At 37.3% G+C, this 18,834-nt stretch carries 17 protein-coding genes and 5 tRNA genes; 21 read left to right on the top strand and 1 reads right to left on the bottom strand.

All coding sequences use genetic code 11. The features are described 5' to 3' along the window. The first annotated feature begins 143 nt into the window (after positions 1-143). From WEEVI_RS03735 to WEEVI_RS10895, 21 genes are all read left to right on the top strand, one after another. The gene (locus WEEVI_RS03735; protein WP_013597837.1) at positions 144-1,286 is read left to right on the top strand and encodes an acyl-CoA dehydrogenase family protein; all 1,143 of its coding nucleotides are present in this window, start codon (positions 144-146) and stop codon (positions 1,284-1,286) included. Between the two features lie 77 nt (positions 1,287-1,363). Further along, positions 1,364-1,558 (top strand): 30S ribosomal protein S21, encoded by a 195-nt coding sequence (rpsU, locus tag WEEVI_RS03730; RefSeq protein WP_013597836.1) that lies wholly within the window; start codon positions 1,364-1,366, stop codon positions 1,556-1,558. 71 nt (positions 1,559-1,629) lie between these two features. Beyond that, complete coding sequence (locus WEEVI_RS03725) at positions 1,630-2,535, top strand: tyrosine-type recombinase/integrase (protein WP_013597835.1); 906 nt, start codon at positions 1,630-1,632, stop codon at positions 2,533-2,535. Then, entirely contained in the window at positions 2,532-2,831 is a 300-nt protein-coding gene (gene hpf / locus WEEVI_RS03720) for a ribosome hibernation-promoting factor, HPF/YfiA family (protein ID WP_013597834.1), read from the top strand. The genes WEEVI_RS03725 and hpf overlap by 4 nt, the downstream gene beginning before the upstream one ends. Before the next feature lie 111 nt (positions 2,832-2,942). Next, positions 2,943-3,016 (top strand) — tRNA-Thr (locus WEEVI_RS03715). Positions 3,017-3,044: 28 nt separating this feature from the next. Next, positions 3,045-3,127, top strand: a tRNA-Tyr gene (locus WEEVI_RS03710). A gap of 99 nt (positions 3,128-3,226) precedes the next feature. Continuing rightward, a tRNA-Gly gene (locus WEEVI_RS03705) sits at positions 3,227-3,299 on the top strand. 9 nt (positions 3,300-3,308) lie between these two features. Then, a tRNA-Thr gene (locus WEEVI_RS03700) sits at positions 3,309-3,380 on the top strand. A gap of 84 nt (positions 3,381-3,464) precedes the next feature. After that, positions 3,465-4,652, top strand: coding sequence for an elongation factor Tu (tuf, locus tag WEEVI_RS03695; RefSeq protein WP_013597833.1), 1,188 nt, complete (start codon positions 3,465-3,467; stop codon positions 4,650-4,652). 59 nt (positions 4,653-4,711) lie between these two features. Beyond that, positions 4,712-4,782, top strand: a tRNA-Trp gene (locus tag WEEVI_RS03690). Positions 4,783-4,797: 15 nt separating this feature from the next. Beyond that, a complete protein-coding gene (gene secE / locus WEEVI_RS03685; protein WP_013597832.1) occupies positions 4,798-4,989 on the top strand; it encodes a preprotein translocase subunit SecE in 192 nt (63 codons plus the stop codon). A 23-nt stretch (positions 4,990-5,012) separates the two neighbouring features. Continuing rightward, the gene (gene nusG, locus WEEVI_RS03680) at positions 5,013-5,555 is read left to right on the top strand and encodes a transcription termination/antitermination protein NusG (protein ID WP_013597831.1); all 543 of its coding nucleotides are present in this window, start codon (positions 5,013-5,015) and stop codon (positions 5,553-5,555) included. A gap of 39 nt (positions 5,556-5,594) precedes the next feature. Continuing rightward, positions 5,595-6,035, top strand: a complete 441-nt coding sequence (rplK, locus tag WEEVI_RS03675) for a 50S ribosomal protein L11 (protein WP_013597830.1) — start codon at positions 5,595-5,597, stop codon at positions 6,033-6,035. 22 nt (positions 6,036-6,057) lie between these two features. Beyond that, entirely contained in the window at positions 6,058-6,753 is a 696-nt protein-coding gene (gene rplA / locus WEEVI_RS03670) for a 50S ribosomal protein L1 (protein WP_013597829.1), read from the top strand. A gap of 13 nt (positions 6,754-6,766) precedes the next feature. Continuing rightward, entirely contained in the window at positions 6,767-7,285 is a 519-nt protein-coding gene (gene rplJ / locus WEEVI_RS03665) for a 50S ribosomal protein L10 (protein ID WP_013597828.1), read from the top strand. 49 nt (positions 7,286-7,334) lie between these two features. Next, on the top strand, positions 7,335-7,703 hold the full coding sequence (rplL, locus tag WEEVI_RS03660) for a 50S ribosomal protein L7/L12 (protein WP_013597827.1): 369 nt from the start codon (positions 7,335-7,337) through the stop codon (positions 7,701-7,703). A gap of 103 nt (positions 7,704-7,806) precedes the next feature. Further along, positions 7,807-11,643 carry a DNA-directed RNA polymerase subunit beta gene (gene rpoB, locus WEEVI_RS03655; protein WP_013597826.1) on the top strand — a complete coding sequence of 1,279 codons (3,837 nt, stop codon included), beginning with the start codon at positions 7,807-7,809 and terminating at the stop codon, positions 11,641-11,643. Positions 11,644-11,704: 61 nt separating this feature from the next. Further along, complete coding sequence (rpoC, locus tag WEEVI_RS03650; protein ID WP_013597825.1) at positions 11,705-15,979, top strand: DNA-directed RNA polymerase subunit beta'; 4,275 nt, start codon at positions 11,705-11,707, stop codon at positions 15,977-15,979. Next, the gene (locus WEEVI_RS03645; RefSeq protein ID WP_013597824.1) at positions 15,979-16,269 is read left to right on the top strand and encodes a DUF3467 domain-containing protein; all 291 of its coding nucleotides are present in this window, start codon (positions 15,979-15,981) and stop codon (positions 16,267-16,269) included. Before rpoC ends, WEEVI_RS03645 begins: the two co-directional genes overlap by 1 nt. A 193-nt stretch (positions 16,270-16,462) precedes the next feature. Further along, on the top strand, positions 16,463-17,764 hold the full coding sequence (locus WEEVI_RS03640) for a dihydrolipoamide acetyltransferase family protein (RefSeq protein ID WP_013597823.1): 1,302 nt from the start codon (positions 16,463-16,465) through the stop codon (positions 17,762-17,764). 67 nt (positions 17,765-17,831) lie between these two features. Then, positions 17,832-18,323, top strand: a complete 492-nt coding sequence (locus WEEVI_RS10895) for a hypothetical protein (RefSeq protein ID WP_013597822.1) — start codon at positions 17,832-17,834, stop codon at positions 18,321-18,323. On the opposite strand, the gene WEEVI_RS03630 is transcribed toward WEEVI_RS10895, so the two are convergent. Further along, on the bottom strand, positions 18,305-18,802 hold the full coding sequence (locus WEEVI_RS03630; RefSeq protein WP_013597821.1) for a hypothetical protein: 498 nt from the start codon (positions 18,800-18,802) through the stop codon (positions 18,305-18,307). The genes WEEVI_RS10895 and WEEVI_RS03630 overlap by 19 nt on opposite strands. Positions 18,803-18,834 lie beyond the last annotated feature (32 nt).

Below are 18,834 nucleotides of genomic sequence, written 5' to 3'. Positions count from 1 at the left end.
AACAATTATCCAACAAATCTAGTTTTATAGATGTCGGATTTCGTAAAATGCTCGTTTTTTTAACAACATCGAAAAGAACAAACCGAAAATTTTCATTTCATCAATAATAATTTTATTTTAGCCGAGCAAAAACATACAAAAAAATGAAACACTTAGAGAACGAAAATATTCAGTTAATCGCACAATCAGCAAGAGATTTCGCAACTCAAAATATTCTTCCTCATGTAATGGAATGGGACGAAAGCCAAACTTTCCCTGTAGAAGTTTTCAAGAAGTTAGGAGAGATGGGTTTTATGGGAATTCTAGTACCAGAAGAATTAGGCGGAAGCGGGTTATCGTATGATGAATACATCGCAATTGTAGACGAAATTTCTCAGGTAGATCCTTCGATTGGTTTATCTGTTGCAGCACATAACTCACTTTGTACAAATCATATCCTAACTTTTGCAACAGAAGAACAAAAACAGCGCTGGATCCCAAAATTAGCCACCGGAGAATGGATCGGTGCGTGGGGATTAACAGAGCATAATACAGGATCGGATGCTGGTGGAATGAGTACAACAGCAGTGAAAGATGGGGACGAATGGGTAATCAACGGTGCTAAAAATTTTATTACACACGCCATCTCTGGAGATGTTGCAGTAGTGATGACAAGAACAGGAGAAAAAGGAGCGAAAAATAATGCCACAGCCTTTGTAGTAGAAAAAGGCACACCAGGATTTACCTCTGGAAAGAAGGAAAATAAATTAGGAATGCGTGCATCCGAAACGGCAGAATTAATTTTTGATAACGTACGTGTCTCAGACGAAAACCGCTTAGGAGAAGTAGGAGAAGGCTTCAAACAAGCGCTTACGATATTAGATGGAGGTAGAATTTCTATTGCAGCACTAAGTTTAGGAATTGCGAAAGGTGCATACAAAGCAGCCTTGAAATACTCGAAAGAAAGACACCAATTTGGGCAGCCAATTGCTAATTTTCAGGCAATTAACTTCAAGTTGGCGGAGATGGCAACCGAAATCGAAGCGTCTGAATTATTAATTTACAAAGCTGCATACCTGAAAAATAATCAACAACCGATGTCGACAGAAGGAGCAATGGCTAAATATTTTGCATCGGAAGCATGTGTGAGAATCGCAAACGAAGCGGTACAGATTTTTGGTGGATATGGATATACTAAAGATTTTCCGGTAGAGAAATTCTATCGCGACTCTAAATTATGTACCATTGGAGAAGGAACAACCGAGATTCAAAAATTAGTAATCGGAAGAAATATTACAAAAGATTAAAAAAGTATTTGTTTAAAATATAAAGAGTTGTATATTTGCAAACTCAATAGAAAGAAACAAAAGAAAATAGATAGATTATGTTAATCATTCCAGTAAAAGACGGCGAATCAATCGAAAGAGCCTTGAAAAAATACAAAAGAAAATACGACAAAACAGGCGTTTTGCGTCAATTAAGAGCACGTCAACAGTATACAAAACCTTCTGTTTTGAAGCGTCAAAAAATGAGTAGAGCAATCTACAAACAAGCTTTGGCTTCGCAAGAAGAAGCATAAATAGCGTTTTTTCTTTAGAAAAATTATCAACCTATCCGTCAAAAACATATCTTTGACGGATAGGTTTTTTTATGGAGACAATACAGAGGTTTTTAGACTATTTACAGTACGAAAAGCGTTACTCACTTCATACTATAAAGAATTACCGACGAGATTTAGATGATTTTCTGTCCTTCTACCAAATAGAAGAGTCAAGCGATTCAATAGAAAAAGCCGAAAAAAATCATATCAGGTCTTTTATAATTTCTTTGTCGGATAAGAATATATCCGAACGTAGTATTAATCGGAAGTTGAGTAGTTTACGAACTTTCTACATCTATCTTATCAAAACGGGACAGTTAACTACTTCGCCTATGTTGCAGATAAAATCACTGAAAACGAAAAAAGAAGTAATCATACCGTATACTGAAAAAGAAATGCAACGACTTTTTGAGTTGGAAAATATTTTTCCGGATGATTTTGATGGGATACGTGATCGTTTGATGATGAATCTTTTCTACCAAACAGGAATACGGCGAGGAGAGTTAATACAACTAACACTTCCTCAGTTGCGTATCGAGCAAAAAGAAATCAAAGTTTTGGGAAAACGAAACAAAGAGCGAGTTTTGCCTATCGGAGAAAATCTAGTGTCCGAGTTTACTCGATACCTAAAAGTGCGGAAAGAAGTTGTTGGTAGCGAAAATTTAACACTTTTTATCAAAAATAACGGTCAAGCTTTGTATGAAAAATTTGTTTACGAAAGAGTAAATTATTATCTTAGTTTTATTACAGAGAAGCATAAAAAGAGTCCTCATGTATTGAGGCATACGTTTGCTACGCAATTGTTAGAGAATGGAGCAGATCTGAATGCATTGAAAGAGATTTTAGGGCATTCAAGTTTGTCTTCTACCCAAATCTATACGCACAGTAGCATACAGAATTTGAAAAAAGTGTTTAACAATGCTCACCCTCGTGGGCGGAAAAAAGATGAACTATGAAAGTAAAATTTCAAGCGATTAATTTCAACGCAAAACAAAATTTAGAAGATTATTTAGAGCAAAAATTAGCTAAATTAGACCATCTGTCCGATAAAATAATTGCGGCAGACGTATCGATGAAATTAGAAAACACCTCGGAGAAAGATAATAAATCGATTGATATTCGATTAGAAATTCCTGGAGATGATATTATAGTAAGTAAAAAAGGGCAATCGTTTGAGGAATGCATTGATTTATCGATAGATACACTAAAAAGATTAATTATAAAACGGAAAGAAAAAATCGCAGACCGATAAAGATTATAAAATTTCCGAAAAAAAATTTGGAATTATTAAAAATCTATGTAAATTTGCAGTCCGTTAAATTCAATACTTAGCGGATTGTTCTTTTAAATGCTAGGACTTTTTGCCGATATAGCTCAGTTGGCCAGAGCACGTGATTTGTAATCTCGGGGTCGTGGGTTCGAATCCCTCTATCGGCTCATACAGAAAGAAGTAAAAAGTTCAGTTGGGAAGATACTCAAGCGGCCAACGAGGACGGACTGTAAATCCGTTGGTATTTACCTTCGCAGGTTCGAATCCTGCTCTTCCCACATTTTTTATTTTTTTTGTTCTGAATTTCATAGGAATTAAAAAAAAATCCTTAGCTTTGCGAGGCTTTTTATTCAGAAATTGTATTGTAGAAAGTGTAAGCGGGAATAGCTCAATTGGTAGAGCGTCAGCCTTCCAAGCTGAATGTTGCGAGTTCGAGTCTCGTTTCCCGCTCAACTTCTGGCCGATGTAGCTCAGGGGTAGAGCGCTTCCTTGGTAAGGAAGAGGTCGAGGGTTCAATTCCCTTCGTTGGCTCATGTTTTTTTATCGAGAGATAAGAGAGTTTTTTAGTTTAGAATCTTTAGATTAAGTATAACATAGAAATTAATAAAAAGTAAAATGGCAAAGGAAACTTTTAATCGTAATAAGCCGCACTTAAACATCGGAACTATTGGGCATGTTGACCATGGTAAGACTACTTTAACTGCTGCTATTACAAAAGTATTGGCTGACGCCGGTTTTTCAGAAGCAAGAGCTTATGATTCAATCGACAACGCTCCAGAAGAAAGAGAGAGAGGTATTACAATTAATACATCTCACGTTGAGTATGAAACAGCTAACCGTCACTACGCTCACGTAGACTGTCCAGGTCACGCGGATTATGTGAAGAACATGGTTACTGGTGCGGCTCAAATGGATGGTGCAATCTTGGTTGTTGCGGCTACAGATGGCCCAATGCCACAGACACGTGAACATATCTTATTGTGTCGTCAGGTAAACGTTCCACGTATCGTTGTTTTCTTAAACAAAGTGGATATGGTTGATGATGCTGAGTTGTTAGAGTTGGTGGATATGGAGGTGAGAGATTTATTATCTTCTTATGAGTATGACGGAGATAATACACCAGTGGTTCAAGGATCTGCATTAGGAGCATTGAATGGTGAGCCGAAATGGGTTGAGACTGTTTTAAGTTTGATGGAGTCTGTTGATGCTTGGATTGAGCAGCCAGTACGTGATCAAGATAAGCCTTTCTTGATGCCAATCGAAGACGTGTTCTCAATTACAGGTCGTGGAACTGTAGCAACAGGACGTATTGAGTCTGGTATTATCAACTCTGGGGATCCTGTGGATATCGTAGGTATGGGTGAAGAGAAGTTAACTTCAACTGTAACTGGGGTAGAGATGTTCCGTAAAATCTTGGATAGAGGTGAAGCTGGAGATAACGTAGGTTTATTATTACGTGGTATTGAGAAAACTGATATCCGCCGTGGTATGGTTATCGCAAAACAAGGTTCAGTAACTCCTCATAAGAAATTCAAAGCAGAGGTGTATATCTTGACTAAAGAAGAAGGTGGACGTCACACTCCATTCCATAACAGATACCGTCCTCAATTCTACGTACGTACAACAGACGTTACGGGTGAAATTCACTTACCAGAAGGAGTAGAGATGGTGTTGCCAGGTGATAACTTAACTATCGATGTTGAATTATTGCAACCAATTGCCTTGAATGTAGGATTACGTTTTGCGATCCGTGAAGGAGGTAGAACAGTTGGTGCTGGTCAGGTAACTGAAATTATAGAATAAGCTATACGAAAGTATAGTAAATATAAGAAATGGTAGTCATCCATGACTACCATTTTTATACGGGCATAGTTCAATGGTAGAATAGCGGTCTCCAAAACCGTTGATCAGGGTTCGAATCCTTGTGCCCGTGCTAAGATAACATGATATGAAAGTTGTCAATTTTATAAAATCATCTTTTGTAGAGTTTAAAGAGAATGTTACTTGGCCTTCTTTTCAAGACTTACAAAAAGATACAATTATTGTAACTATAGCAACTGTATTGTTGGCTATATTTTTGTATATAATAGATTCTGTTTTTGCAAAAATATTATACAACATTTACGAAACATTAAGATAATAATCCGTACAACGTAGTTGAGCATGGTTGATAAAAAATGGTATGTAGTAAAAACTGTAAGCGGGCAAGAGCTTAAGGTGAAAAACTATATTGAAAATGAAGCACAATATCACAAACTAACCGATTATATTGGTCAGGTTGTTGTGCCTATGGAAAAAGTGTTTCAAATACGTAATGGTAAAAAGTACCAAAAAGAAAAGGTACACTTCCCGGGGTATGTTATGATAGAGGCATCTCTGCAGGGAGAAGTTCCACATATCGTGAAAAATATCCCAGGCGTAATTAGTTTCTTGAGTGCCACTAAAGGTGGAGATCCTGTTCCTATGCGCCAATCAGAGGTAAATCGTATGTTAGGAAAAGTAGATGAGTTGGCTGACTCAATTGAGAGTAATTCTATTCCTTTTGACGTAGGAGAAACAATCAAAGTAATCGACGGTCCTTTCAGTGGATTTACGGGAAGTATAGAAAAAATTCATGAAGATAAACGCAAGTTAGAGGTAATGGTTCTAATATTCGGACGTAAAACACCACTTGAGTTAAACTTCGGTCAAGTTGAAAAAATTTAGGCTGCTTCCACATAACGCTTAATTTTATTATATAAAGAAATGGCAAAAAAAATTGAAAAAGTTGTAAAACTTCAAGTAAAAGGAGGGCAAGCAAATCCTTCACCACCTGTTGGGCCTGCTTTAGGTGCTGCTGGTGTAAACATTATGGAGTTTTGTAAACAATTTAATGGTAGAACACAAGAAAAACAAGGGCAAGTATTGCCTGTAGTGATTACTGTTTATCAAGACAAATCATTTGATTTTGTAATTAAAACTCCTCCAGCTGCAGTACAGTTAATGGAGTTAGCAAAATTGAAGAAAGCTTCTGGAGAGCCTAACCGTCAAAAAGTTGGTTCAGTAACTTGGGATCAAGTAAGAACAATCGCTGAAGATAAGTTAGCAGATATGAACTGCTTTACTGTAGAATCTGCTATGAAAATGGTTGCTGGTACTGCACGTTCTATGGGTATAACTGTAAAAGGTGGACAAGCTCCAGAGTAATTAATCAAACCAATTATCAGAAATGGCAAAATTAACCAAAAAGCAAAAGGAAGCTTTAGAAAAAATAGATAGAACTTCTCTTTACTCAGTTGAAGAAGCAACTTCATTAGTGAAAGAAGTTAATTACGCCAAATACGATGCATCGGTTGATATCGCTGTACGTTTAGGTGTAGATCCTAAAAAAGCCAATCAAATGGTACGTGGTGTTGTTTCTTTACCACATGGTACCGGAAAAGACGTACGTGTTTTGGCTTTAGTAACTCCAGATAAAGAAGCAGAAGCAAAAGAAGCTGGAGCAGACTACGTAGGTTTAGATGAATATTTACAAAAGATTAAAGAAGGTTGGACAGACGTAGATGTAATAGTAACAATGCCTGCAGTTATGGGTAAATTAGGTCCATTAGGTCGTATTTTAGGGCCACGTGGTTTAATGCCTAATCCAAAATCTGGTACAGTAACTCTAGAAGTTGGTAAGGCAGTATCAGAAGTAAAAGCAGGTAAAATTGATTTTAAAGTAGATCGTTACGGGATTATCCATGCAGCGATAGGAAAGGTATCTTTCGAGCCGGTAAAACTGCAAGAAAATATCAATGAGTTGATGACAACTTTGGTGAAATTGAAACCAACAGCAGCGAAAGGTGTATATGTAAAAAGCATCACACTTTCGTCTACTCAATCGCCTGGTATTCCAGTAGATCCTAAAAGTGTAAACGCATAAAAAGTAGAATATTATGGCAATGACAAGAGATGAAAAAGCAACCATGATAGAGGAATTACAAGGAGTTTTACAAGACTCTAAAGTAATCTATCTTGCAGATATCGAAGGATTAAACTCTGTTAATTCTACTGAATTAAGAAGAGCATGCTTTAAGAGCGATGTGTCTTTACGCGTTGTAAAAAACACTTTATTAAAGAAGGCAATGGAGCGAATCGAGGATAGAAACTTCGAAGAGCTTTATGGATCTTTAAAAGGAAATACAGCTTTGATGGTTGCAGAGAAAGAAAATGCACCGGCAAAAGTAATAGAAGCATTCAGAAAAAAATCTGAAAAACCAATCCTTAAAGGTGCATGGATTGACAATGTAACCTATGTAGGTGATGACAAGCTTGTGACGTTAGCAAACTTCAAGTCTCGCGAAGAATTAATTGCAGATATTATTGCACTATTGAAGTCACCAATCCAAACTGTTCTTTCACAATTAGAGAACAAAAACAATGCAGAAGAAGGAGAAGCTCCTGCAGAAGCGTAAGACGCACTCACTATTAAATATAAAGTTGTAAAACAAAAAGAAAACAAAAATGGCAGATTTAAAAAAATTAGCTGAAGAATTAGTAAATTTAACAGTTGTCGAAGTTAATGAATTATCAACTATCCTTAAGGATGAATACGGAATCGAACCAGCTGCTGCTGCAGTAGTTGTTGCAGGAGGAGCAGGAGAAGCTGCTGCTGAAGAGCAATCAGAGTTCGACGTAATTCTTAAAGCGGGTGGTGCTAATAAATTAGCGGTTGTTAAATTAGTAAAAGATTTAACAGGTAAAGGATTAAAAGAGGCGAAAGATTTAGTAGACTCTGCTCCTGCAACAATCAAAGAACAAGTTTCTAAAGAAGAAGCTGAAGCTTTGAAAAAACAGCTTGAAGAAGCTGGTGCTGAAGTGGAATTGAAGTAATCTTTTTTACTCCACCAATATAGGTTTAGGCCTTCACCATTGTGTGATAGGTCTAAGCCTTTTTAAGCATTAAGATATTATCTAATCCAAAATTCGTTCGAAATTGGCTACAACAACAAACAACCCAGCTGTAAAAAACGAAAGATTGAGTTTCGCATCTACCAAAGCAGTTGCTCAGTTTCCAGATTTCTTAGACATTCAAATCAAATCTTTCGAAGATTTTTTCCAGTTAGAAACAAGACCAGACCAACGCAATAATGAAGGTCTTTTCAAAACTTTTGCAGAGAACTTTCCAATTACAGATACTCGCAATCAGTTTGTTTTAGAATTCTTGGACTACTTTGTAGATCCACCACGTTATTCTATCGATGAGTGTATCGAGCGAGGACTAACGTACAGCGTGCCGCTAAAAGCACGTCTAAAACTATATTGTACCGACGAAGAACACGAAGATTTCGAAACAGTCGTACAAGATGTGTACTTAGGTACAATCCCCTACATGACCCCATCGGGATCGTTTATAATTAATGGAGCAGAACGTGTTATAGTATCACAACTACATCGTTCACCAGGTGTTTTCTTCGGACAATCTTTCCATGCCAATGGGACAAAATTATATTCTTCTAGAATTATCCCATTCAAAGGTTCGTGGATAGAATTTGCAACAGATATTAATAGCGTAATGTATGCCTATATTGATCGTAAGAAAAAATTACCACTTACGACTTTATTAAGAGCTATAGGTTACGAGAGAGATAAAGATATTTTAGAAATTTTCGATTTAGCAGAAGAAGTAAAAGTTACCAAAGCTAATCTGAAAAAAATTTTAGGACGCAAACTAGCTGCTCGTGTATTGAATACTTGGCACGAAGATTTCGTAGACGAAGATACTGGTGAAGTAGTATCTATCGAGCGTAATGAAATCATTCTAGACCGAGAAACCATCATCGAAAAAGATCATATTGATCAAATCGTAGACTCTGGAGTGAAAACAATTCTTCTACACAAAGAAGACAATAATTCTGCAGACTATGGTATTATACACAATACCCTACAAAAAGATCCAACCAATACCGAAAAAGAAGCGGTAGAATATATCTATAGACAATTACGTAACGCAGAGCCACCAGATGAAGAAACCGCACGCGGAATTATTGATAAATTATTCTTCTCTGATCAACGTTACTCATTAGGAGAAGTAGGACGTTACCGTTTAAATAAAAAATTAGGGCTTAACATTTCAGAAGATATCGAAGTGTTAACCAAAGATGATATAATTTCGATTATTAAATACTTAATCGAATTAATTAATTCTAAAGCAGAAGTAGACGACATAGATCACCTTTCTAACCGTCGCGTACGTACAGTTGGAGAGCAAATGGCCGCTCAGTTTGGCGTTGGTCTTGCTCGTATGGCAAGAACAATCCGAGAGAGAATGAATGTCCGAGATAATGAAGTGTTTACGCCAATAGACTTGATTAATGCAAAAACTTTATCATCCGTCATTAACTCATTCTTCGGAACCAATCAGTTGTCTCAGTTCATGGATCAAACAAATCCATTATCAGAGATTACCCACAAACGTCGTCTTTCGGCACTAGGACCAGGTGGTCTTTCGAGAGAACGAGCAGGTTTTGAGGTGCGTGACGTACATCACACGCACTACGGACGACTGTGTCCGATTGAAACCCCAGAGGGACCAAATATTGGATTGATTTCTTCTCTTTGTGTATTTGCGAAAGTTAATAATTTAGGTTTTATCGAAACGCCGTATCGAGAAGTAGAGAAAGGTAAAGTAAACTTAGAGAAAGATCCTATTTATCTATCTGCAGAAGAAGAAGAAGGAAAAATCATTACTCAGGCGAATATCGAAATGGGAGAGGATGGAACGATACAAACCGAGCGTGTTGTTGCTCGCGAAGATGGAGATTTCCCTGTAGTAGAACCACATGAAGTTGATTTAATGGACGTTGCTCCAAATCAGATAGCTTCTATTTCTGCATCCTTAATCCCATTCCTTGAGCATGATGATGCAAACCGTGCATTGATGGGATCGAACATGATGCGTCAGGCAGTTCCGTTATTAAAACCACAAGCCCCAATTGTAGGGACAGGTTTAGAAAAACAAGTTGCCAAAGACTCTCGAATTTTGGTCAACGCAGAACGAGAAGGAACTGTTACTTACGTAGATGCCAATAAGATTATCATTGCATACGATCGTACCGAAAATGAAGAATTAGTAAGTTTCGATTCGAATGAAAAGACCTATTCTTTGACCAAATTCCGTAAAACGAATCAAGGAACAACCATCTGCCTGAAACCAATTGTAAAAGTTGGAGATCGAGTAGATAAAGGGCAAGTATTGTGTGAAGGTTATGCAACCGAAGGTGGAGAACTGGCAATAGGACGTAATATGGTTGTAGCCTTTATGCCATGGCAAGGATATAATTTCGAGGACGCGATTGTGATCTCTGAAAAAGCAGTACGCGAAGATTGGTTTACCTCAATCCATATTGATGAATACTCGCTAGATGTTCGAGATACCAAGTTGGGAATGGAAGAGCTAACAGCTGATATACCTAATGTATCAGAAGAAGCAACCAAAGATTTAGATGAAAATGGTATGATTCGTATCGGTGCCGAAGTGAAACCAGGCGATATCTTAATCGGCAAGATTACTCCTAAAGGAGAATCCGATCCTACCCCTGAAGAAAAATTATTACGTGCAATCTTTGGAGACAAAGCAGGTGACGTAAAAGATGCTTCATTAAAAGCTTCTCCATCACTTCGGGGTGTTGTAATCGATAAGAAATTATTCTCACGATCGATTAAAGATAAACGAAAAAGATCACAAGATAAAGCCATTATCGAAAGCATAGAAAACGAATTTGAAGTTAAGTTTAATGAACTACGCAACGTACTTTTAGAAAAACTATATATCCTTTTAAATGGAAAAACTTCACAGGGAGTTTACAATGATCTTAAAGAAGAAGTCATCAAAAAAGGCGTAAAATATACCCAAAAGATGCTTCAAAATGTTGAAGATTACCTAAACTTGAATGGAAGTGAAACAGTTTGGACTACCGATGAAGATAAAAACGAGTTGGTAAAAGAATTATTGCATAACTACAAAATCAAACATAATGATTTGCAAGGTGCCTTAAACCGAGAACGCTTTACCATTGCTGTAGGGGATGAATTACCAGCAGGAATTGTAAAATTAGCCAAAATCTATATTGCGAAAAAACGTAAGTTACGCGTAGGAGATAAAATGGCCGGTAGACATGGTAACAAAGGTATCGTGGCAAGAATTGTACGAGATGAAGACATGCCTTTCTTAGAAGATGGAACCGCAGTAGATATTGTCCTAAACCCATTAGGAGTACCATCTCGTATGAATATTGGACAGATTTATGAAACAGTTCTAGGATGGGCTGGTATGAAATTAGGTAAGAAATTTGCTACCCCTATTTTCGACGGTGCGGAAATCGAAGATATTGATAATATTACCGATGAAGCAGGTATCCCTAAACACGGTACAACATACCTATACGACGGGAATACAGGAGAACGTTTCGCTCAAAAAGCAACAGTAGGAGTAATCTATATGTTGAAGCTTGGGCACATGGTCGATGACAAAATGCACGCACGTTCTATTGGTCCATACTCGTTGATTACACAACAACCATTAGGAGGAAAAGCACAATTCGGTGGACAACGTTTCGGAGAAATGGAGGTTTGGGCACTAGAAGCTTTTGGTGCTGCGAATATCCTACGTGAGATTTTAACAGTTAAATCTGATGACGTAGTAGGTAGAGCTAAAACTTACGAAGCAATCGTAAAAGGAGAACCAATGCCAGAACCTGGTATACCAGAATCATTCAACGTATTGTTGCATGAGTTACAAGGTCTTGGATTAGACATCAATTTGGAAGATTAATAGGCTTGCCTATTAATTCTTCCTAATCGTTATATATAAAAATTGTTAGATACATTCCTATATGTCAACAAAAAACAAAACAAGTCAATTTTCTAGAATCCGTATTGGGTTAGCTTCACCAGAGTCTATCTTGCAAGAGTCGAAAGGAGAAGTTCTAAAACCCGAAACGATTAATTATAGAACGCATAAACCAGAGCGCGATGGTTTGTTCTGTGAGCGAATATTCGGTCCAGTAAAAGACTACGAGTGTGCTTGTGGAAAGTATAAACGTATCCGGTATAAAGGGATAGTTTGTGACCGTTGTGGGGTAGAAGTAACCGAAAAGAAAGTACGTCGCGAGCGCATAGGACACATCAACTTGGTAGTGCCTATTGCCCATATTTGGTACTTCCGTTCTCTACCCAATAAAATAGGTTATATACTTGGCTTGCCATCGAAGAAACTCGACATGATTATCTATTATGAGCGTTATGTTGTAATTCAACCAGGTATAGCAAAAGGTATAGAAGGAGAAGAATTAAATAAACTAGATTTCTTGACAGAAGAAGAGTATTTGGATATTTTAGAAACTCTTCCGATCGAAAATCAATATTTAGAAGATTCGGATCCAAATAAATTTATCGCCAAAATGGGAGCAGAAGCCTTAGAAGATCTTCTCTCTCGTGTTGATTTAGACGAATTGTCCTATGACTTACGTCACAAAGCACATAACGAAACATCGAAACAACGTCGTACCGAAGCCCTAAAAAGACTTCAAGTTGTAGAATCGTTGCGTGAAGCGAATGAACGTTATACCAACCGCCCAGAGTGGATGGTAATGCGTGTAATTCCGGTTATACCACCTGAGTTGCGACCATTAGTTCCTTTGGATGGAGGACGTTTTGCTACATCTGATTTAAATGATCTTTACCGTCGTGTAATTATCCGTAACAATCGTCTGAAACGTTTGATAGAAATCAAAGCACCAGAAGTAATCTTGCGCAACGAAAAACGTATGTTGCAAGAAGCTGTGGATTCGTTGTTCGATAATACAAGAAAAGCTTCTGCTGTAAAAGCGGATGGTAATCGACCATTGAAATCACTATCAGACTCATTAAAAGGTAAACAAGGAAGGTTCCGTCAGAACTTATTAGGTAAACGTGTAGATTATTCGGCACGTTCTGTGATTGTAGTGGGACCTAATCTGAAATTACACGAGTGTGGTTTACCAAAAGATATGGCTGCAGAATTATACAAACCATTTATCGTTCGTAAATTAATCGAACGTGGTATTGTAAAAACCGTTAAATCAGCCAAGAAAATTATCGATCGTAAAGAGCCTGTTGTTTGGGATATTTTAGAGAATGTAATCAAAGGACATCCTGTATTATTGAACCGTGCTCCAACGCTTCACCGTTTAGGTATCCAAGCATTCCAACCGAAACTAATCGAAGGAAAAGCAATCCGTCTACACCCATTAGTATGTACGGCGTTTAATGCTGACTTTGATGGTGACCAAATGGCAGTGCATTTACCACTAGGGCCTGAGGCTATTTTAGAAGCTCAATTATTGATGTTGGCTTCTCAAAATATCATGAATCCGGCCAACGGATCACCAATTACAGTTCCTTCACAAGACATGGTTTTAGGTTTATATTATATGACCAAAATCCGTCGTTCTACTGAAGATAGAAAAGTAAAAGGAGAAGGACTTACCTTCTATTCAGAAGAAGAAGTACAAATTGCTTATAACGAAAAAGCCGTAGAACTCAACGCTCCAATTAAAGTAAGAGCACGCATTCGTAAAGGCGAAGAATTTGTATACGAGTTGATCGAAACTTCTGTTGGGCGAGTATTATTTAATAAAATTGTACCAGAACAAGTTGGTTTCGTTAACGAGGTTTTGACAAAAAAATCGTTACGTACCATCATTACCGATATCATCAAATTAACCGATTTTCCTACAACTGCTGTATTCTTAGATGACATGAAAAATCTAGGATATCGAAATGCATTCGAAGGTGGATTGTCATTCTCGCTTGGAGATATTATTATCCCAGAACAGAAAAAAGAACTTATCAACGGAGCTATCGAGCAAGTAGAGAATATCAAGATGAACTATAACATGGGACTCATAACCAATAACGAACGTTATAATCAAGTAATTGATGTTTGGACGAGTACCAATGCCACGTTAACAGAAGTCGTAATGCGTCGCATGACAGAAGACGACCAAGGTTTCAATTCTGTATTTATGATGTTAGATTCTGGAGCACGTGGATCGAAAGAGCAAATTCGTCAGTTAGCAGGAATGCGAGGGTTAATGGCAAAACCACAAAAAGCAGGTACGTCTGGAGGTGACATTATCGAGAACCCAATTATCTCTAACTTCCGAGAAGGTCTTTCGATTCTAGAGTATTTCATTTCTACGCACGGTGCACGTAAAGGTTTGGCCGATACCGCTCTGAAAACTGCCGATGCTGGTTACCTAACTCGTCGTTTAGTAGACGTAGCACAAGACGTTATCGTAATGTCTGATGATTGTGGTACTTTGCGTGGTCTAGAAATATCAGCACTCAAGAAAAAAGAAGAAATCTTAGAAAGCTTATCTTCTCGTATCTTAGGACGAACTTCACTCAACGATATCTATAATATGGATACCAATGAATTGTTGGTAGAAGCAGGTGAAATGATTACCGAAGAAATTGCAAATTCAATCGAGCAAGCAGGTATCGAAACTGTAGAAGTACGTTCTCCATTAACGTGTGAAGCGAAAGTTGGAATTTGTGCAAAATGTTACGGTCGTAATCTTTCTACTGGTAAATTAGTTCGCAAAGGAGAATCAGTAGGAGTAGTTGCAGCACAATCAATTGGTGAGCCTGGAACTCAGTTAACTCTACGTACATTCCACGTAGGTGGTACTGCAGGTAACGTATCAGAACAATCTTCTATCACAGCAAAAATTGATGGAATAGTTGAGTTTGATGATTTACGTACAGTAAAATCAGAAGACGATGAAGGGAAAACAGTAGATGTAGTTGTTTCTCGTTCTACCGAAATGAAGTTGATGGATAAGGACGGAAACATACGACAAACAACCAATATTTCTTATGGTACGATTCTAAAGGTAACGAACGGATCAAAAGTTGAAAAAGGTGATACAATCGCATACTGGGATCCATACAATGGAGTTATTATTGCCGAAGCACCAGGAAAAGTTGAATACGAAAACTTGGAGCAAGGAGTAACTTATCAATTAGAAATAGACGAACAAACTGGTTTCCAAGAAAAAGTAATTTCTGAATCTCGTAACAAGAAAATTGTTCCTGCTCTGAAGGTTATTACCAAAGACGGAGAAGAAAAAACTTATAACCTACCATTAGGAGCCCACTTAATTATAAATGATGGGGAGAAAATTAAAGCAGGTAAAGTTTTAGTGAAAATACCTCGTAAATCTGCAAAATCAGGAGATATCACCGGAGGTTTACCACGAGTAACCGAGTTATTCGAAGCACGTAACCCATCCAACCCAGCGGTCGTATGTGAGATGGACGGTGTAGTATCGTTTGGTAAAATCAAGCGAGGTAACCGAGAGATTATCGTTGAATCTAAAAACGGTGAAATTCGTCGATACTTAGTGAAGTTATCTGCACAAATTTTGGTTCAAGAAAATGACTTCGTTCGTGCAGGTGAATCCTTATCAGATGGTGCGATTACACCAGATGACATTCTACGTATCAAAGGTCCAACGGCTGTACAAGAATATTTAGTAAATGAAATTCAGGATGTATACCGTTTACAAGGAGTGAAAATTGACGATAAACACTTCGAGATTATTGTTCGTCAAATGTTGAGAAAAGTTAGAATTGTAGATTCAGGTGATACCCGATTCTTAGAAGATAGCTTAGAACATAAAGACGACTTTATGGAAGAAAACGATAAAATTTTCGGTAAGAAAATTGTCGAAGATGCAGGAGATAGCGATGTGTTACGTCCTGGACAATTCATTACTCCACGTGAATTACGCGACGAAAACTCTCGTCTGAAACGTGAAGATAAAGCGCTCGTTATAGCGCGTGATGCAATGCCTGCAACGGCAGAAGCTGTATTGCAAGGGATTACAAGAGCATCGTTACAAACAAAATCGTTTATGTCTGCGGCATCGTTCCAGGAAACAACAAAAGTACTTAACGAAGCTGCAGTTGCTGGAAAAATCGACGAGTTAAACGGATTAAAAGAAAATGTAATTGTAGGGCATTTAATCCCTGCAGGTACAGGATTAAAAGAATATCAAAATATCATCGTAGGATCAAATAAAGAATACGAAGAATTAATTAACGCAAAACAAGAATCATAATGTCAGACAATCAACAAAACGACGGATTAAACATTGAGTTAAACGAAATGGTAGCTCAAGGAGTTTACGCAACAGGTGCAATTATCAATCATTCACCATCAGAATTTGTGGTAGATTTTATTCAATTTATGCCAGGTGCTAGACCAAGCGTAAAATCTAGAATTATATTATCACCATTGCAAGCAAAATCGTTAGCGAAATCATTAGCAGAAAATGTTAGTAACTTCGAGAACAATTTTGGAGAAATCGTTGAGCCTAAACAAAACTTGACGGCTAATTTCGAAGCATAATCGAAAGAAGATAAAAAAGAAAAACCTCTATTTTTTTAATAGGGGTTTTTTTATTATATACAATAATATTATCAATATCATAAAGAAACAGAGTAATTCTCGTTTGTATTTGTGAGATTGATAAAATGCAACCAAAAATTCCCTATTACAATTAAAAAATGTTTAGTTTTGTAATGCATCAAAATTCACAAATATGGCGGATTATAAACTGATATTACCTTCGATGGGAGAAGGTGTTATGGAAGCAACAGTAACCAATTGGTTGAAAAATATTGGCGATACAATTGCCGAAGACGAATCGGTAGTAGAAATAGCTACAGATAAAGTAGATTCGGATTTGCCTTCACCAGTTAGTGGTACTTTAAAAGAAATTTTAGTTCAGGTTGATGAAGTTGCAAAAGTAGGTGAACCAGTTGCAATTTTAGAAGTCGATGGAGAAGTTGAACAAGAAGAAGTAGTACAAGCAAGTGAAACTATAGAAAAAGATATAGACCAACTAAAACAATCGGTAACAACTAGCCAAGAAAACCCTGTACAAGAAGTAGTTTCGTCTGCTGATCGTTTCTATTCTCCTTTGGTGAAATCGATTGCCAAAGAAGAAGGCATCTCACAAACAGAATTGGATCAAATTCATGGAACAGGTCTCGAGGGACGTGTAACCAAAGATGATCTAAAAAAATATTTAGAAACTCGCGGTCAACAACCAAAGATAGAATCAACAACACAAGCTGCTACAAGTCAACAATCAATTTCTCCAGCAACTGCTCCAGTGATGACAGTTTCGGGTGAAGATGAAATTATCGAGATGGATAGAATGCGTAAAATAATTGCGAAAAATATGGTACAAGCCAAACAAATTGCACCTCATGTAACGTCTTTCATCGAAGCTGATTTAACGAACATTGTTCTGTGGAGAGAGAAAAACAAGAAAGCTTTCGAAGCAAAGTATGGCGAGAAGATTACCTATATGCCAATTTTCATCCAGGCAATAACAAAGGCAATTCTCGATTTCCCGATGATCAATGTTTCGGTAGATGGTGAACGAATCATTAAAAAGAAAAATATTAATATTGGGATGGCTGCCGCATTACCAAGTGGCAATCTCATCGTACCAGTCATCAAAAATGCAGACCAATACAGTTTATCTGGCTTGGCTAAGAAAGTAAACGATTTGGCGAATAGAGCTCGTCAGAACAAATTAAAACCAGACGAAATTCAGGGTGGCACTTATACGATAACCAATATAGGATCTTTCGGTAACACCCTAGGGACGCCGATTATTCCTCAGCCGCAAGTAGCCATTATGGCGGTAGGAGCAATCGTGAAGAAACCTGCTGTTATTGAAACTCCACAAGGAGATATGATCGGTATTCGACATAAAATGTATCTATCACATGCGTATGATCATCGTGTGGTAGATGGTGCTTTGGGTGGAATGTTTGTGAAGCGGGTGGCCGAATATTTAGAAAATTTTGATATGGATGCAGAAATCTAAAAATATGTGTAGAAAAAACCTTTGAGATACTCAAAGGTTTTTTTATTTTTATCTAAAATTCAGAAATATGTATAATGTTTTAGTTCCTATCCTAATTTTTATTGCCTTTCTCATTATACCGGTGAGTATTCTTATGGTTATAGCGTATCAGGATGCTAAAAAGCGAGATCTTTTGCAACTAAAACTTTTACAAGATTTACCAGAATCAACGACAGGAAAAGCCATTGTCCGATTCAATATTGGTCGTCCACAAGGAAGATTTCTCAAAGAAAAAAAATTTCAGGGAAGTGGAATTTTATACACGATGAATAAGTTAATCTATTTCAAAGATTCTTTTCATACCGAAGATAAAGTCTTTTATCCAGATACGGTTGTTATCAAATGGCACGATGAATCGGAAGGTCAAAACATCAAAAATTCTTTCAGTTTAAGTGATGGGCAAGAAACGATTTATTTATACGTAGACCATACACAATTTGTTTTCAGTAGCGGACCGAGTCTCACTTCTACCTATGATTTATATTTGCAGTTGAAAGATTTTCAGTTGGCAAACAGTTGAGTCGGAAGATGAAACGTACAACCAAAACGTAACCCTTCTAACGATTTGAAATCTTTGTATTCTCTAAACTCGATAGCATAACCGGCATTGAACTCAAATACACTTAGTACAGTAAAACCAAGTTCGGGTGAAATACTCCATGGGGAAACATTGATGCGTGCAGTATAAAAAGAAGAACGAAAGCTTTTGCTATACGGATCAGCTGCTTTTTGATAAAAATTGAATAAATAGCCAATCGAAGCTTCAGGTATTAAAATAAAATTATTTTGCATGTAGCCTAAATTGCCTGCCAGCCCAAGATCGATTATATTGTCGTTTGGTTGAACCAAATATAGATCAGCACCTAGTTTACCATAATTACCATTCCAATTTGTGTAGCCAGTTTGTAGAAGAAAATACGGCGTAGTAGGATTTTTTTGTTGCCCTAGAAGCACCGATGAGATACCCAATATTATTAGAAGTGCAGCAATCTTTTTCATAAGTACAAAAATAAAATCAATTTTTCAGATAA

It is taken from the genome of Weeksella virosa DSM 16922 (assembly GCF_000189415.1).
GTDB lineage: Bacteria > Bacteroidota > Bacteroidia > Flavobacteriales > Weeksellaceae > Weeksella > Weeksella virosa.
Note: the sequence above shows the minus strand (reverse complement) of the source record. Positions and strands in the feature narration are given on the sequence as shown.

Bases quoted from the DNA above. Each gene is read 5' to 3' on its own strand.
- WEEVI_RS03735 (WP_013597837.1), top strand. From the start codon at position 144: ATGAAACACTTAGAGAACGAAAATATTCAGTTAATCGCACAATCAGCA.
- rpsU (WP_013597836.1), top strand. From the start codon at position 1,364: ATGTTAATCATTCCAGTAAAAGACGGCGAATCAATCGAAAGAGCCTTG.
- WEEVI_RS03725 (WP_013597835.1), top strand. From the start codon at position 1,630: ATGGAGACAATACAGAGGTTTTTAGACTATTTACAGTACGAAAAGCGT.
- hpf (WP_013597834.1), top strand. From the start codon at position 2,532: ATGAAAGTAAAATTTCAAGCGATTAATTTCAACGCAAAACAAAATTTA.
- tuf (WP_013597833.1), top strand. From the start codon at position 3,465: ATGGCAAAGGAAACTTTTAATCGTAATAAGCCGCACTTAAACATCGGA.
- secE (WP_013597832.1), top strand. From the start codon at position 4,798: ATGAAAGTTGTCAATTTTATAAAATCATCTTTTGTAGAGTTTAAAGAG.
- nusG (WP_013597831.1), top strand. From the start codon at position 5,013: ATGGTTGATAAAAAATGGTATGTAGTAAAAACTGTAAGCGGGCAAGAG.
- rplK (WP_013597830.1), top strand. From the start codon at position 5,595: ATGGCAAAAAAAATTGAAAAAGTTGTAAAACTTCAAGTAAAAGGAGGG.
- rplA (WP_013597829.1), top strand. From the start codon at position 6,058: ATGGCAAAATTAACCAAAAAGCAAAAGGAAGCTTTAGAAAAAATAGAT.
- rplJ (WP_013597828.1), top strand. From the start codon at position 6,767: ATGGCAATGACAAGAGATGAAAAAGCAACCATGATAGAGGAATTACAA.
- rplL (WP_013597827.1), top strand. From the start codon at position 7,335: ATGGCAGATTTAAAAAAATTAGCTGAAGAATTAGTAAATTTAACAGTT.
- rpoC (WP_013597825.1), top strand. From the start codon at position 11,705: ATGTCAACAAAAAACAAAACAAGTCAATTTTCTAGAATCCGTATTGGG.
- WEEVI_RS03645 (WP_013597824.1), top strand. From the start codon at position 15,979: ATGTCAGACAATCAACAAAACGACGGATTAAACATTGAGTTAAACGAA.
- WEEVI_RS03640 (WP_013597823.1), top strand. From the start codon at position 16,463: ATGGCGGATTATAAACTGATATTACCTTCGATGGGAGAAGGTGTTATG.
- WEEVI_RS10895 (WP_013597822.1), top strand. From the start codon at position 17,832: ATGTATAATGTTTTAGTTCCTATCCTAATTTTTATTGCCTTTCTCATT.
- WEEVI_RS03630 (WP_013597821.1), bottom strand. From the start codon at position 18,802: ATGAAAAAGATTGCTGCACTTCTAATAATATTGGGTATCTCATCGGTG.